The organism is Streptomyces sp. GbtcB6, assembly GCF_019091475.1.
In the GTDB taxonomy this organism is placed as follows: domain Bacteria; phylum Actinomycetota; class Actinomycetes; order Streptomycetales; family Streptomycetaceae; genus Streptomyces; species Streptomyces hyaluromycini.
This window is the reverse complement of record NZ_JAGXJL010000016.1, coordinates 1-14,355: the sequence shown is the minus strand read 5'-3', so window position 1 is coordinate 14,355 and position 14,355 is coordinate 1. Positions and strand designations below refer to the sequence as shown.

11 protein-coding genes and 2 pseudogenes are annotated in these 14,355 nt (G+C 65.9%); 12 read left to right on the top strand and 1 reads right to left on the bottom strand.

Annotated features, from left to right (window positions below):
• Positions 1 to 73: 73 nt before the first annotated feature.
• The 9 genes and pseudogenes from KVT45_RS26110 to KVT45_RS26070 form a co-directional block, all read left to right on the top strand.
• Positions 74 to 1,008, top strand: a pseudogene (locus KVT45_RS26110) (IS110 family transposase); the annotation flags it as partial.
• A 346-nt stretch (positions 1,009 to 1,354) separates the two neighbouring features.
• On the top strand, positions 1,355 to 2,587 hold the full coding sequence (locus tag KVT45_RS26105) for a helix-turn-helix domain-containing protein (RefSeq protein WP_217551473.1): 1,233 nt from the start codon (positions 1,355 to 1,357) through the stop codon (positions 2,585 to 2,587).
• Positions 2,588 to 2,882: 295 nt separating this feature from the next.
• Positions 2,883 to 3,349: pseudogene (locus KVT45_RS26100) on the top strand (transposase); the annotation flags it as partial.
• 896 nt (positions 3,350 to 4,245) lie between these two features.
• A complete protein-coding gene (locus KVT45_RS26095; RefSeq protein ID WP_217551469.1) occupies positions 4,246 to 5,157 on the top strand; it encodes a dihydrodipicolinate synthase family protein in 912 nt (303 codons plus the stop codon).
• Positions 5,157 to 5,714 carry a thiamine pyrophosphate-binding protein gene (locus KVT45_RS26090; RefSeq protein ID WP_217551467.1) on the top strand — a complete coding sequence of 186 codons (558 nt, stop codon included), beginning with the start codon at positions 5,157 to 5,159 and terminating at the stop codon, positions 5,712 to 5,714. The genes KVT45_RS26095 and KVT45_RS26090 overlap by 1 nt, the downstream gene beginning before the upstream one ends.
• Positions 5,711 to 6,301, top strand: a complete 591-nt coding sequence (locus KVT45_RS26085; RefSeq protein ID WP_217551465.1) for a thiamine pyrophosphate-dependent enzyme — start codon at positions 5,711 to 5,713, stop codon at positions 6,299 to 6,301. The genes KVT45_RS26090 and KVT45_RS26085 overlap by 4 nt, the downstream gene beginning before the upstream one ends.
• A 50-nt stretch (positions 6,302 to 6,351) precedes the next feature.
• The gene (locus KVT45_RS26080) at positions 6,352 to 7,623 is read left to right on the top strand and encodes an ATP-grasp domain-containing protein (RefSeq protein ID WP_217551464.1); all 1,272 of its coding nucleotides are present in this window, start codon (positions 6,352 to 6,354) and stop codon (positions 7,621 to 7,623) included.
• A 15-nt stretch (positions 7,624 to 7,638) separates the two neighbouring features.
• Positions 7,639 to 9,027, top strand: coding sequence for a hypothetical protein (locus KVT45_RS26075; RefSeq protein WP_217551462.1), 1,389 nt, complete (start codon positions 7,639 to 7,641; stop codon positions 9,025 to 9,027).
• Between the two features lie 50 nt (positions 9,028 to 9,077).
• On the top strand, positions 9,078 to 10,295 hold the full coding sequence (locus KVT45_RS26070) for an MFS transporter (RefSeq protein WP_308310867.1): 1,218 nt from the start codon (positions 9,078 to 9,080) through the stop codon (positions 10,293 to 10,295).
• A gap of 168 nt (positions 10,296 to 10,463) precedes the next feature.
• On the opposite strand, the gene KVT45_RS56480 is transcribed toward KVT45_RS26070, so the two are convergent.
• Complete coding sequence (locus KVT45_RS56480; protein WP_254647377.1) at positions 10,464 to 10,715, bottom strand: hypothetical protein; 252 nt, start codon at positions 10,713 to 10,715, stop codon at positions 10,464 to 10,466.
• Between the two features lie 10 nt (positions 10,716 to 10,725).
• Here KVT45_RS56480 and KVT45_RS56475 point away from each other — a divergent pair, with 10 nt between their 5' ends.
• From KVT45_RS56475 to KVT45_RS26055, 3 genes are all read left to right on the top strand, one after another.
• On the top strand, positions 10,726 to 11,385 hold the full coding sequence (locus tag KVT45_RS56475; RefSeq protein ID WP_254647376.1) for an SGNH/GDSL hydrolase family protein: 660 nt from the start codon (positions 10,726 to 10,728) through the stop codon (positions 11,383 to 11,385).
• Between the two features lie 269 nt (positions 11,386 to 11,654).
• The gene (locus KVT45_RS26060) at positions 11,655 to 13,778 is read left to right on the top strand and encodes an iron-containing redox enzyme family protein (protein ID WP_217551457.1); all 2,124 of its coding nucleotides are present in this window, start codon (positions 11,655 to 11,657) and stop codon (positions 13,776 to 13,778) included.
• A partial coding sequence (locus KVT45_RS26055) for a carbamoyltransferase N-terminal domain-containing protein (RefSeq protein WP_302832553.1) occupies positions 13,778 to 14,355 on the top strand: 578 nt, incomplete at its 3' end. The genes KVT45_RS26060 and KVT45_RS26055, both read left to right, overlap by 1 nt.

The window sequence follows — 14,355 nt, the reverse complement described above, 5'->3', positions numbered from 1 at the left end:
ACCGCCTCCGTCAGATCGGAGCCGTAACACCGCACACGGTCCGGCCCGTCCGCCACGTTGCCGAACCTGTGCCGTGATCTGGGCCGGCATCGACGCAGGCGAAGTCCATCATCACTGCGTCGCCATCGAAGAGGACGGCCGCCGGCTGCTGTCCGGACGTGTTGCCGACGACGAGCCCGAACTGCTCGAACTCCTCGCCGACGTCCTGTCTTTGGGCGAGGAGGTGACCTGGGGCATCGACCTGGCCGACGGCGGAGCTGCCCTGGCCATCGCGATCCTGCTCAACCATGACCAGGCGGTGCACTACATCTCCGGCCGGGCCATCCACCGCGCCTCCGAGAGCTACCGCGGCGAGGGTAAAACCGATGCCAAGGACGCCGCCGTCATCGCCGACCAGGTCCGCGTCCGCCGTGACCTGCACCCCTTACGGACAGGCGACGAGACCATCACCGACCTCCAGATCCTCACCGGCCGCCGCATGGACCTGGTCGCCGACCGCACCCGCACCGTCAACCGCTTGCGAGCCCAGCTCACCGGTGTCTTCCCCGGCCTGGAACGAGCGTTGGACCTGACCAACATCGGCCCGCTCACCCTGCTGACCGGCTACCAGACCCCCGACGCCATCCGCCGAATCGGCGTCAAACGGCTGGAGACCTGGCTGCGCAACCGCCACGTCGTCCGCCCGGACCGGCTCGCCGAGACTGCCGTCCAAGCCGCCGAGCGGCAGCACACCAGCCTGCCCGGCGAGAAACTGGCCGCGGAGCTGGTGCACACGCCGGCGCAGGAGGTGCTGCACCTCAACCAGCAGGTTGCCGATCTCGACAAGGACATCGAGGCCCGGTTTCGCGACCAACGCGTTTCTACATCTCGGCGTTGTTCAGCATCCGGCACTGCGATGAGTCACGTCAGTCCTACGACCGCAAACGCGCCGAGGGCAAACGCCACCCCCAGGCCGTCCCCGCCCTCGCCCGCCGCCGCGTCAATGTCCTCTGGGCCCTCCTACGCGACGGACGGCGCTACGAACTGACCCCGCCCCAGTGCCCTCGTGGCTTGACAGACCGCATTAGGAATGACTGGGAAAGGCTCAGTGACGGACCAGGACTTTTTTTCAAGTCATCTTGAGTCACGCCAATGGTCATGCTAAGGATGTCCTATGGCCACTCGATCTCGTCTGTCGACGCGCTACTAGTCACGGCGACGTATGAGGCGACCCGACCGGTTGTCTCAGCCGGAGCCGGGGCCTGCCCGGTCACCCCATGGTGCAGTGGTGCGATCACCGCGATCGCGATGATCAAGAAGCCAGCATGACGGATTATACGTATCATGGTTCTCTTCAGTCAGGTAGTGATTACACTTGCGGAATATCAGCCAGCCTGAATTCGGACGCCAACTGAAGCGGTTGCGCGACCGCGCTGGCCTCAAACAGGCCGACCTCGCAGGCGGGCCTGTGTCTCCGAGCTACATTTCACGGCTGGAGAGCGGCACACGGATTCCATCCCGAGAGACAGTCACCCATCTGGCCGAGGTGCTCCAGGTGTCAGTCGAGCAACTCGTAGAGCCGGATGACGCAGAGTCGGAATTCCCGCACGATGCAGCGTTGGTCGCCGCGAACATCGCCCTCGCGGATGGAGACTATGCCCAAGTCGTAGATCTACTCGAGGGCAAATCCACGGAGCGCGAGCCGCTGTGTGAGTGGCAGGCGCTCTGGCTGCTGTCCGTTGCATACCGCGAACTGAGGAAGCCTGACCGGCAGGCCGAATTTCTGAGGCGGCTCACGGAGCTCAACGGTCTTGACACCACCATCGATGTCCAGGTCCGGCTGTTCGCCGAGCTTGCGGGCGTGGAACGTTCTCTGGGGAACTTGGCGGAGTCGCTCGCCGCCGGCCGTCGGGCCGCGGCACTGCTACAGACCTCCTCCACCAGTCACCCCGAACTGGCAGTCCGTTCGGCCCTGGCACTCCTGGCGTCGGAGACCGAAGCCGGGTTTGCGGCCGAGGCCAGCGAACGGATCCCGTCTCTGCTGGCGCAGGCCAAGAATGTGCCAGCGCGTCTCCGGGCTCAAGCATTGTGGGCTGCAGCAGGCGTCTACGTGAGATGCGGGCTGGCGGAGCGGGGGATGGTCCTGATCGAGCAGGCCCTGACGGAACTGGACAGTCGCGATGACCTGCTCGCATGGGCGCGGCTGCGGATAGCGGCCGCGTCGCTTTCTCTTCGAGCTCGACCGAGCGTCACACCGCGGCTTGAAGTCTGGCTCGATGAAGCCGAAAGCGCACTGCGATTCGTGGGCCACCAGGCACACGAGGCGGAACTCGGAGCTGTCCGCGCTCGTGTGTATCTGCTGACCGAGCGGTATCGCGAGGCTCTGGAGTGCGCACAAGCCGCGCTTGAAAGTGGGACGCTCGCTCACCACGACCGAGCGCGCACTGAGTTGGTGCATGCGTCCGCCCTCATTGGGCTCGGCGAAGTGACGTCCGGACGGGATATCTTCCGGCGAGTGGCCATCGAATCCGAAGCAGCCGGATTTCTGGACCTGGCCGCTGAAGCCTGGAAGGCATTGGCGACCACGAACACCGACGGTCGAGCCTGAATCCGGGGCATACCAACCCCTTCGGGAAAATGGTCGGGCAACCCCAGGTCTGGGTTGGACCACACACTCCATAGGCCTACTCCTGTGTCGCTTCGGGCACTGAAAAAACGTGAACCGCGCCAGCCTCGCGTGACAATCACTGTCATGTCAATGACTGTCCAGTCAACGGACGACACGCAGCGTCATGAGACCACCGGTCGTCGGCTGCCAAGCCGAGCGGGCCGAGGGGCACGGCGCTTGGGGTACGGGCGCGCGTCGGTACGCGCTTTCGCGGTCACCTCGGCGGGCGGGACGCCGCAAGGCCGCCGGACTACTAGGTCGGGTCACCCGACGCCTGGCCACCGACGCCTCAGCATGGAGCGACGACGCGTGGATCGTGGACTCCACGCCGATGAAGTGCGGCCGCTCACGCGGGACCGTCAAGCCCTCCGACCTGGCCGGATGGGCCGAGTACGGGTACTGCGCCGGCCACAGCCGCTTCTTCTGGGGCCTACGCCTGCACCTGGTGTGCACCCTCCACGGCCTGCACATCACCTTCACCCTGACCGAGGCCAAGGCCGACGAGTGCGAGACCCCACTGGACCTGCTCGCGACTGAACCGAACCTCGCCGCCGACCGGCCCGAACAGAGGCTGATCGGCGACATGAACCACTTCGACCGCGACTTCGAACGTCATCTGGTCGAGCAGGGTATCCAGCTGCTGCGGCCAGCCCACTCGGGCGAGCCGGAACAGCCGGCGCACAGCTGTTCAAACCATTGCGGGTAGGTCCCGCCGCGAGGCGTGCGGAAGTCGTCGCCGGTCCCGACTCCGGTAGCCCCAACAGGTCTACCAGCAAAGGCATTCAGGGCCGCGACCTGAGTGTTGTTCCGCATGCTTGATCGGCTCCACCGGCTGGCGGGCACCATTCCGCGTCGCCCGCCCCAAGACAGCCGACCACCTTGCCCCAGGCCGGCGGCCGCCCTCCAGCTCGCCCTGATCGCACCGCTGCCCCTGCCATGCTCCATTGAGCCACTCCTCTGTGCTGAGCCCGCGGACTTGAGCCCGGCGATTGTCGGCACTTGGCCAGCGTTGTCACGTTAATGACTGGCAAAGACGCGCGAGGCATCGAAGGTGTCAACCTGGATCAGACCAGGCAGAGAAATGAGTTGCTCGCCCCTACGGAGGCAATGGATGCTTGGCGGACGGGTGGCCTGACCCTCGACCTCGACATGCCAGTCATGTGAATGACTCATCATTGACTCACGGTTGTCACGCAGGTAGCGTGCCCGCTCGGGCCGATCAGCCAGTCGGACGATCGCATCTCGCGGCCTGAGGTGCGGGGTGCGTGCAGTACAGGCCCCTGTCGCGGCGATTCGAGAAGCGCGGCACACCCGCAGGGTGGGCAACTGAAAGTGGGGGGAGGGAACCGGATGCACGCGCGGCCGCTACATCACTGCGGGTCATATTCGCGCCTCCGCCCATCGCGGCAAGATCCTTGGATTCACGATCGAGGCATAGTCGGCGGGTTCGCCTAGGTGCCGCTGTACTGTCAGGCGAATTCATCCGCGTCGTATCGTGCTTCCGTCTCGCTCATCGAGCCTATTACGGAGCCCTAGGAAGGGTGCGGCATGCCGACAATTTGAGTCGGTATGATCACGGACGAGAAAGTGAACTTTCAATGGACAGTCTCGAAAAATTGTCGGCCTTTCAAGGATCCCTGGTCGCCGTAGTCACCCCGTTCAACGAGGACGGCAGCATCGACTACGGTGCCTTCGCTGAACTGGTACGACTGCAGGAAGAGGGCGGGACAGCGGGACTGTTCCTCCTCAGCGTGGCCGGCGAGGGTGCGACTCTGACCGATATCGAATTCGATGAGTTCACCGCCAAGGTGCTGAGCGAGAAGTGCTCACTGCCCTACCTGATCACCTGTACCGGCCGGCACACCGAGGACTCCCTTCGGCGCGTGCTGGTGGCGGCCGACCACGGAGCGGAAGGGGCGGTACTGACGGTTCCCGCACATATGGGACCCGATCAGGAACAGGCCGCCAGGTATTTCCTCGAAATCGCCGACCGCAGCCCGATTCCCATCGGTATATTCAACAATCCGTCGCGCATGATGACAGACTTGGACACCGCCACGGTGGACGAGCTTCTCAGCCACCCGAACATCATGCTGCACAAAGACGGGTCGTCGCGAACCGGCCGGCTCGGCGAGTTCATGCCGCGCCACCCGGACGTGTGCTTCATGGCGGATGACGCCCCGGACCAGGACATCCTCGTCGGCCCGATGGCGCTGGGTGCCCGGGGGATAGCGAGCGCGGGCGGCAATGTCCTGCCCCGCCAGTTCGCGGAGCTCTCCGAGCCCTGGGACGAAAACACCGACCTCAAGGCGTTCCGTGCGCTGTACGCCAAGGTCTGGCCGGTGATGAGGTATCTGTACTCCTTCCGCAGCCCGATCGGCGTCAAGTCCGTCATGAACGCGCTCGGGATGCCCGCGGGTCATCTCCGCGCACCGCTCACGCCGTTGTCCGACGAGCAGGTGGCGATCGGGCTCGAGCTCATCCGCGCGGCAGGTGGGACCGGATCCTGATGACCGCTGAACTTGGAGACATCCGAGGCGCGGCGTCGGCCGTTCCGCCGGAACGCGACCTGGCCGTCGAATTCGCCGACCAGCTGGTCGGAAACGGATACGGGCCGTTCTTCGGAACGCCCTGCGGAGTGCTGGCCCCGCTGCTCGGCGCAGTCGAGGACAAGGCGACCCTGCTCACCATCCCCAGGGAAGACAACGCCGTCGGGGTGGCCGCGGGCGCGGCGCTCGCCGGCCGCACACCCGTGGTGCTGATGCAGAACTCCGGACTGGGGCAGTCGGTGAACGCGCTGGCCTCCCTGGTGATGCCGTACCGGATTCCGATGCTCCTGATCGTCAGTCTGCGGGGGCAAGCGCCCGACACCACGCAGGAGAACACGGGCATGGGCCGCCTGACCGAGCCGATCCTGGCCGAACTGGGTGTCGCCACCAGGCGGCTGGCCGGGGACCGCGACCTCGGCGAATTGATGGACTGGCTCGATGGGCGGGTCAGGCAGCGGCGGGAAACCGCGGCCGTCCTGATCGGCCCCGCTACCTTCGGATGGCGGGTTCACGCATGAACAAGACCAATGCCGTCCAGCGGGTCGTCGATGTCTTCGCCGACGAACCGATCATCTTCACCACCGGCTATTCCTGCCGGATCGCCAACCAGATCGCCGACCGCGCCAACCACTTCTACATGACCGGATCGATGGGCCTGGTTGCCTCGTTCGGCATCGGCGTGGCGCTCGGTGCCGGCCGGACAACCGTGGTCGTCGACGGCGACGGCAGCCACATGATGAATCCGGTCGGGCTGATGGTGGCCGGCTCGCTGCCCGAACTGCCGTTGATCCACGTGGTGCTGGACGACGGCGAGTACGCCTCGACCGGCGGGCAGCTGGTGCCGTCGGCCCACATGCAACTGTGCGACTGGGCCCGCGGCGCCGGATACCGGCGTGCCGTGCAGGTCCTGGACGCCGACGAGTTCGAGAAGGCCCTGCGCTTCGAGGCCGGCGACTGCAAGGGCGCGGTCTTCATCCACTGCCTCCTCAGCGCCGAGGACGCCCCGGTCCCCGGCCGGATCGCCGTGGATCTCGCCGACCATGCCCGCAGGTTCGCCGCTCATGTCGGCACACGCCCTGCTCCGATCGGCGATACGCACAACTAGTCGATCCCCCCACGTTGTAGGAGAAGAACGCCGTGGCTCACGTAGTTTTCGTGGACAGCACCGGTCCTGCGCTGGCGGCCCTCGAGACCGCGCACAAAATGGGCCACTTCGTAACATTTGTATTCCCGACCGGAAACTCGCTTCTGAACGTGGCCGGGATTTCGCGCGAGCGCCGGGAATCGGCTCTGGAATTCGCCGACGAGGTGGTCGAGATCGGCGACGTGGAGTCCGAGCTGATCGGGGCCTTGCGGCAGATCCAGGCGCGACGCACGATCGATGCGGTTCTGACGACCTCCGAACCGGCGGTGATGCCCACGGTCAGGGCGGCCCAAGAGCTCGGTATCAGAGGGACCTCCGTGAGTTCCATGGAGACGGCGGTCAACAAGGATCGCTGCCGGGATGCCCTGCATGCCGCGGGAATCCGATCCGCGCGTCATGCCCGAGTGGATTCACTGCGGGAAGCGATCGAAGTCATGCACGCCCTGGCCATGCCGCTGGTGGTCAAGCCCAGCCGTAGTGCCGGAAAAGAGGGTGTGGCGATCATCCGGTCCGAGGACGAACTCGCCGAATATTTCGAGGCGCTGCCGACGTCGCGGCAGGCGATGCATCAGGCGCTGGACACCTGGATCAGTAACCAGCTGCTCGTCGAGGAATTCGTCGAGGGCGTCCTGTACTCCGCCGAGATCATCGCCAATGACGGTGACCTCGAAATATTCATGATCGCACGGAGAGAGCAGGCGACACACAATCCATTGGTGGAAGTGGCGGCAGTGCTTCCGGCAGGTCTGACGGACGCCGAGCAGCGTACGGTCGACACATATATGCGGGATGTCTTCGCTGAACTCGGGCTGACCGTGGGCGTTTATCACGTCGAATTCATCATGAGTTCCGGCGGGCCGGTTCTGGTCGAGGTGAACGGGCGGATGATGGGGGGTATGGCGCCCTTTGTGTACCGTCACATCACCGGTGACGACGTCTTTCGGCTGCTGGTGCAGGAACATCTGGGTGAGAAGCCTGGGATCGTGCGACCTCCGTTCGGCTCCGCCGGCATATCGATTGCCCTGGGCAGCATTTCCGGCGGAACGCTCCCCGAAGGCGTGGAAACGCGCATCGAACAGCTGAAACTCAAGTATCAGCCGCTGGCTCACTCGCTCAATCTCCGCAGCGGCCAGCACATCCCGAGACAGCTGGGGAACTACACCGTCTTCGGGTTCTGCTGCCTGTCGGCGGCAACGCCAGAACAGGCAAGGTCACAGGGGCTGGAGCTGCTTGCCGACCTGGAAGACGCCTTTGAGTTCGAGTTGGCGAAGTACGCCCTGTAAAGGATGGAACGAGCGATGGCAGCGATCGGCTCGGAAGCCGGCGCCCCCGTTGATGTGTGGGAGCGCTTTCCGTCCTGGATCCGAAAAGAGATCACCGAGTACGCGGCCGGCCGGATCGGCGAGGTGAACGATGGCGTCTCGGGCGCCAAGGGCACCTGGCAGCCGCTGCGGCCGCTGTACCTCGACCGGTCAGGCTATGAGCAACTCGCCTCGATCTCCTGGCGGTTGATGGAACTGGTCCTCGATGCGTGCAGACGCCGCGCGCGGACCGTCGGTGAGCTTGTGGACGTCCTGCGAGTACCGCGGGCGGACATTCCCCTGGTGTGCGAGGCCGATCCGCTCGATGAAGAGCTGCTCGTGTCCGCACGCCCGGACATCATCTACTCGTCCGGTGTGCCGATGTTCGTGGAAATCAACATCGACGGTGCGACCGGAGGCACCCACCACGCGGATCTGCTGGCCAGGCGGTTCTGCGATCTTCTTCAGGGCCGTGCGGGCGATGGATGGCCCGCGTTCGGCCCACCCCCTTCCGCCGTCGACGCACGGTTCTCGGTGATCCGCTCGTCGCTCCGCCTCTCCGACGGTGACCACGTCGTCATTCCCGTGTTCAGCAAGGGCACCGTGCCGGGACTGGAGGATGCGAAGATCTTCCAGGACTGGCTGGCGCCGATGTGCGAGAGCGGCGCCCGCCATGGCATGGACACTGTCGCCTGCTCCCTGGACGACCTGGTCGCCGAGAACGACGGGACGATCAGCCTGCGCGGACGACGGGTCGACGCCGTGTTCAGGCTCTTCCAACCGGTCGACCAGCCGGCCGGCCCCGGCCTCACCGCCCTGGTGCGCGCGGTGCACAGCGGGGCAGTGCGGATGCACACGACGGAGTCACCGTGGGTGCTGGGTGACAAGACCACCCTGGCCTGGCTGTGGGCGGATCGCGACCGGCTTGCCGAGGACGACCGGATACTGGTCGAACGGCACGTGCCGTGGACGGCGTTGCTGTCCACCCCCGGCACGGTGGACGACGAACTGCTGGCATACGCTCGGGCCCGCCGCGCCGAACTGGTGCTGAAGCCCTCCAACGGCTACGGCGGCTCGGGCGTGGTGGTCGGTCTCTCGGCCTCCGATGCCGAATGGGACGCGGCCCTGGCCGACGCGGCGCACTCACGGCATCCATACGTGCTCCAGCGCTTCGCCGAACCGGACTGCATGGAGATGCCGTTCTCGCACGTCGACACGGGCGCTGTGGAACACGCGCGAGTTCCGTTCGTCGTGGGGCCGTACCTGTTCGGCGGTAAGGCCTCCGGCGTGCTGGTCAGGCACGGCGTGCCGGGCAGCGGACTGGTCCTCAACGCACACCACGGCGCCCTGATGAATTCCGCTGTGCTCGTGGACGGGGCATGCTGAAATCACCGCGGTCCGATCGGACCACCGCCAGGAACACACCGCTGGGCAGAGTGTTCCGGCTGTATCAGTCGGCCATCCTCTCCTCGGACCTGGGCGACGGCATCTACCGGATCGCGGTTCCGCTGATCACCCTGGACACCACCCGTTCGGCGGCGGCCGTGAGCCTGGTCGGGTTCGCCGTCCGGCTGCCCTGGCTGGTGGCGACCTTGCCGGCGGGCGTTGCCAACGACCGGCTGGCGCCGATCCGGGTGATGCGGGCGGCCTCGTTGCTGCGACTGGTCCTCCTCACCACCATGTGCGTACTGGCGGTCCTCGGTGAACTGCCGTTGTGGCTGCTCGCCGTGATCGCGTTCGTCATCGGATGCGCGGGGACCTTCGTGGACGTCGGAGCGCAGTCGGCATTGCCGCGGCTGGTCCGGCCGGAACAACTGCCCAAGGCCAACGCGACGGTGCAGTCGGCCCAGACGCTCCTTGCGCAACTGCTGGGGCCGGCCCTGGGCGGCGTCGTCGTCGCTCTGGGCTCCGGGCAGGGCCTGGCCACGGTGGCGGTGCTGTACGCCGTGACCGTCCTGGCGCTCGGCCGGCTGCCGTCGGCGTCGAGGTCCGCCCAGCCGGACGCTCCCGAGACGGGTTCAAGTCCCCGGCGACGTGATGCGTCCGTGAAGGCGCTCGTCGCCGAACTCGGCCAAGGACTCCGCTACTTGGGCCGCCGTCCGGATCTCCGCAGACTGGCCCTTGCCGGAGCCGCGAACAACCTCTCGTACTCGATATCCCTGACACTGCTGCCGTTGTGGGCAGTGGCACCCGGCCGACTCGGCCTCTCCCAGGTCTACTACGGACTGCTGCTGGCATGCCTCGCCGTCGGCAGCGTTATCGCGGGACCCTTCGCCGGCCGGGTGATCGAGTCGTTCGGGCAGCAACGAGTCATGCGCTACGGGGGATTCGGCCTCGGCGTGAGTTACCTGATGCTCGCTGTGCCGTCCGTGCCGATCGTGGCTGCCGGACTGCTCGGCTACGGACTGGTCTGCATCGTGTGGAACGTGGCCGTCGTGTCCTACCGGCAGACGACCGTTCCCTCGGACCTGTTCGGGCGTGTCAACGCCGGGTACCGGTGGATCACTTGGGGGGTTTTCCCGGTCGGCTCGCTGCTCGCCGGTGTGATCGCCGAGGGGATCGGCCTTGCCTGGGCCTTCCTCGTCGCCGGTGCACTGCCGTTGCTGGCGGCTGTGTTCTTCCCGGTCAGAGAGCTGGTCGAAGACCCCGAATAACGGGCCGGCCGCCGACGTCATTCGGGCGTCAGGGAAACCATGACAGTCAAGAAAGAAGAGGCAGGGAACAATGTCGGACCGGGCCACACTCACGCCCCAGATGCTCGATTATGACGCCAAGTTCGCAGACAGCGGGGAAGTCCGATGGCTCCCGTACCTCATGTACTTTCATCCGGCCGAACACCACTCGAAGACCGTCAGCACCGATACGTCGGGCTTCCGGTACTCGGAGGCAAACGGGCTGAGGTATTCTGCTGCCGACCTCAAGGGCACTGATTCCGTCAGGGTTCTCGCCGGCAGTTCGACAGTGTTCGGAATCGGCGCGAGCTCGGATGCGTGGACTCTCTCCTCGCGGCTGACGGCGAACGACCCCCGGGAGCAGCCGTGGTTGAACTTCGGCGGCCGTAGCTTCAACTCCACGCAGGAACTGATGCTCCTGATGCTCTATCGCCACCTGCTTCCCAAGGTCGAGGAGATCGTCCTCTTCTCCGGGTTCAACAATCTGGGCCTGGCGCGGCTGCCCGCGAGCATGCGCGGGGAACACGGTGCGTTCTTCAACTGCAACGAGTTCTTCGACGCCTTCGGCACGGACGCCGACCGGGCGGCGGCAGCACAGAAGAATCCGTCGATGATGCAGCGGCTGCTCGGCGGGAAGAACGCGCCCGCGGAGACCTTCCAGATCCCCTCGATGGAAGAGCAGATCGCCTACGCCGGGGACCTGACCCTGCGCCATCTGGACCTCTGGCGCGTGGTGGCCGAGGACCTCGGGGCCAAGCTCACCTATGTGCTCCAGCCACTCGCGGGCTGGGTACGTGAGAAGGGCTGCGACGAGGAGGAGAGGCTGTTCGCCGAACTGGACAAGCTGGGCCGCTTCAGTGAGACGTACGGCGACATCCTTCAGGAGAAGGTCAACCTCCAGTACGCGGCACTCATCGAGCAGTGGGCCCAGAGCAAGGGCGTCGGTTTCATCAACCTCAGTCCTGTTCTCGCCGACCGGCTTGCTTCCGACCAGTGGCTCTTCGTCGACCGCATCCACTTCACCGACGACGGTCACGACTTCGTCGCCAAGCAACTCCTCGACCTCATCTAGACCGATCTCCTGGAAACGCATCTCCGCGAAAGGCGGGTTCTGCCATGAAGGCCTTGATTTCCTTCTTCTCTCGACTCTTCGGAAAGCGGCAGAAGAAGAAGCCGGACTCCTCGATCTATCCGATGTTCTGAGTCAACCGCCGCCCGGCGCCGACTGCGTAGACGCCGGCGCCCAAACCAAACGGATGCAGAGATCTCATGTGGCGAGAACTATTCCGGCGCGCTGTCAACCCTGAGACCTTCTTCGACAGCGCGCACGTACGCTCCCTGATGGAGCAGGTGACAGACCCCGCGCGGCAGGACCACGCATCGCTCGACGACGTCCTCGACCGCTTGGCCGAGTGGAAGAAGACGCGGCACGTCGCGTTCGGCCGTCTTCTGGAACAGAGCGACGGGGACGGCGTCGAACACGCCGTACGCGCACTTCTGATCCAGTCCGCTCCGATGGCGTCGACCCTGGGCTGCACGCTTCAGGCACTCAGCGCCCCGGCGGTGTTCGAGGACGTCGTCCAACTCCAGGCGATGACGCTGCTGGCGCACGATGTGGGCGTAGGGCGCCCGGACGCCTCCCGCTACGCCGAATTCCGCCTCCTGCTCAAGCGCCGGTCGCTGACCGAGATAGCCCTGGAGGCCGACCATCTGCCGAGCCTCGACGACATCCACGACGAGATGTTCGCCCTGCCGGCCGTTCTGCAGGCGCTGAGCCGACGGCCCGACCGGTTCCTGTTCGAACTTGTGGGCATCGACCATGCCATGCGAAGAGCGGGGCTCCTGCCTTGCTGGGAAGCGCTGCGAGCGGCCGGCGAAGCCGTGATCGACTGGCCGCGTCTCGATCTGAGCGCGGGCTCTGGCGGCACCGACGCCCGCGACCTGCTCGACCTGTCGTCCCAGGTCCTGGAAGCCTGCGGCGAACTGGGCGAAGAGGCCGTCCTCCGCGCCACCGCCGGCGCGGCATGGATCGTCGACGCCCTGGAAGCGTGGAGCACCCGGCTGCTGGACGCCTGCCAGAGCGCCGTGGATCCCGAGCGTGCCATGGCGGCGCTCATCCGCCGACGCGCCAGGGAAGCCGCCGTCTACCACCATGACTTCTCCCTCGACGGCCGCAGCCTGGCGACCTGGCTCCGTGAATCGCGTGAGGAGCCGCTGCCCCTGTTGCGGGCCCTGGCCCGGAGCAAGCTGATCAAGCCGGGCGACTCCGCTCGCAGCCCTCTGGTCAACGGACTCGTCGGCGCACGTGGCCGTATGTTCCGGATCTTCAGCCCCGCGGACCTGGCCGTCATCCGGCGTTGGATAGACCATCTGCCGGCCGCGGGCCAGGAGCCGCGCGACTCCGAAGCCTCCGGCCCCGCGGCCGGAACAGCGGTGCCCACAGATGGGCGGGACGCGGGCTTTCAGTACCCCGCAAGTCCCGTTCAGGCCTGCGCACCCAGCGAAGTGGGAATGGTCCCCGACGGCCTTCGCGAGGCCTACTACGTCCTTCAGGGACGGGCGCTGACGCCTCAGACGCGTGCGTACGCGGTCGAGTACGTCCGCGACTGGCTGGACCTGTCCCGCGACTCCCTGGACAGGGCGGGGCGTTCGCTCCCCCGGGAGTGGCAGCCCGGAGCGCTCAGGTCCTGGCTGCTGGACCGGCATGACCAGCACGACCGGGAGTTCGCCACGGCCGACAGCGAGGAGTTGCCGACCCGTGAGGCGGTCATCGACTCGACCGTTCAACTCGCCCCGCTGACCCTCATCGACGGCTCGTGGCTGCAGGGATTCACCGACGTCCAGCTGGCGTCCTCGCATATCGGCGCGCCTCTGTTCGAGACCTACTGGGACGAACTCGGCAACGGTCAGATCGAGCTCAACCACCCGGTCATCTACCGGCAGGTGCTGCGGCAGATGGGCGTCGAACTGCCGCCCACCGGCAGCCGTGGGTTCGCCTTCGACGAGCGAATCCGTGAGGAATCGCTGCGGCTTCCGGTGTACTGGCTGTGCCTGGGAAAGCTGCCGGTCACCTTCCTGCCCGAGATTCTGGGGATGAATCTCGCCATGGAGCTCTCGGGCGTCGGCGGCAGTTACCGCTCGGCGCGACGCTTTCTCAAGCACCACGGCTTCAGTACGCGATTCGTCGACATTCACAACACGATTGACAACGTGTCCACCGGGCATTCCGCATGGGCCGCCGAATCCATCGACACCTATATGCGCGAGCGGGTGAACATGGGCGACCCCACTGACCATGCGAATGAGTGGGAGCGAGTGCGCATCGGTTACGAATCCCTTGCGCCGTTGCCGTCAAAGCGGAGCGTGATCGGCCGGCTCCGGCGACTCCGTGGACGTCCCTCTCGGCCCCGGCCCGCCGACGGCGGCTCTCTGCTGCACGTAACTCCCGTCAAGATTGGCGTCTGATGTCAAGCTACGTCCTGGGAATCTCTGCCTTCTATCACGACAGTGCGGCTGCTCTGGTCAAGGACGGCATCATCGTGGCGGCCGCCCAAGAGGAGCGGTTCACGCGGATCCGCCACGACCGGTCTTTCCCTCGCCGGGCCGTCGAGTACTGCCTCGACCACGCTGGAATCACCCTCGACGAACTGGACGCCGTCGCGTACTACGAGGATCCGGAACTGAAGTACGAGCGGGTCAGATCGTCGTTCGCAAGCGCCGGCCCCAAGGGAATGACCGCATTCGCCCATGTGTATCCGGAGTGGCGGAGCTGGAAGCGAGACGCACTCGACGTCGTCCATCGGGAACTGCTGGACCTGCACCGGGGCACGCCGCCCCGGCCCGAGAACTCGCAGCATCACCGCTCGCACGCCGCCTCGGCGTACTTTCCGTCCCCCTTCGAGAGCGCGGCCACCCTCACCATCGACGGTGTCGGCGAATGGCAGACCACCACTGTCTGGCACGGTCAAGGCGACAGCCTCAAGCTCGTCAACTCCATCTCCTATCCGCACTCGCTCGGCATGCTGTATTCCGCCTTCACCTA

Bases quoted from the DNA above. Each gene is read 5' to 3' on its own strand.
- KVT45_RS26095 (WP_217551469.1), top strand. From the start codon at position 4,246: ATGGACAGTCTCGAAAAATTGTCGGCCTTTCAAGGATCCCTGGTCGCC.
- KVT45_RS26090 (WP_217551467.1), top strand. From the start codon at position 5,157: ATGACCGCTGAACTTGGAGACATCCGAGGCGCGGCGTCGGCCGTTCCG.
- KVT45_RS26085 (WP_217551465.1), top strand. From the start codon at position 5,711: ATGAACAAGACCAATGCCGTCCAGCGGGTCGTCGATGTCTTCGCCGAC.
- KVT45_RS26075 (WP_217551462.1), top strand. From the start codon at position 7,639: ATGGCAGCGATCGGCTCGGAAGCCGGCGCCCCCGTTGATGTGTGGGAG.
- KVT45_RS56475 (WP_254647376.1), top strand. From the start codon at position 10,726: ATGCTCCTGATGCTCTATCGCCACCTGCTTCCCAAGGTCGAGGAGATC.
- KVT45_RS26060 (WP_217551457.1), top strand. From the start codon at position 11,655: ATGGAGCAGGTGACAGACCCCGCGCGGCAGGACCACGCATCGCTCGAC.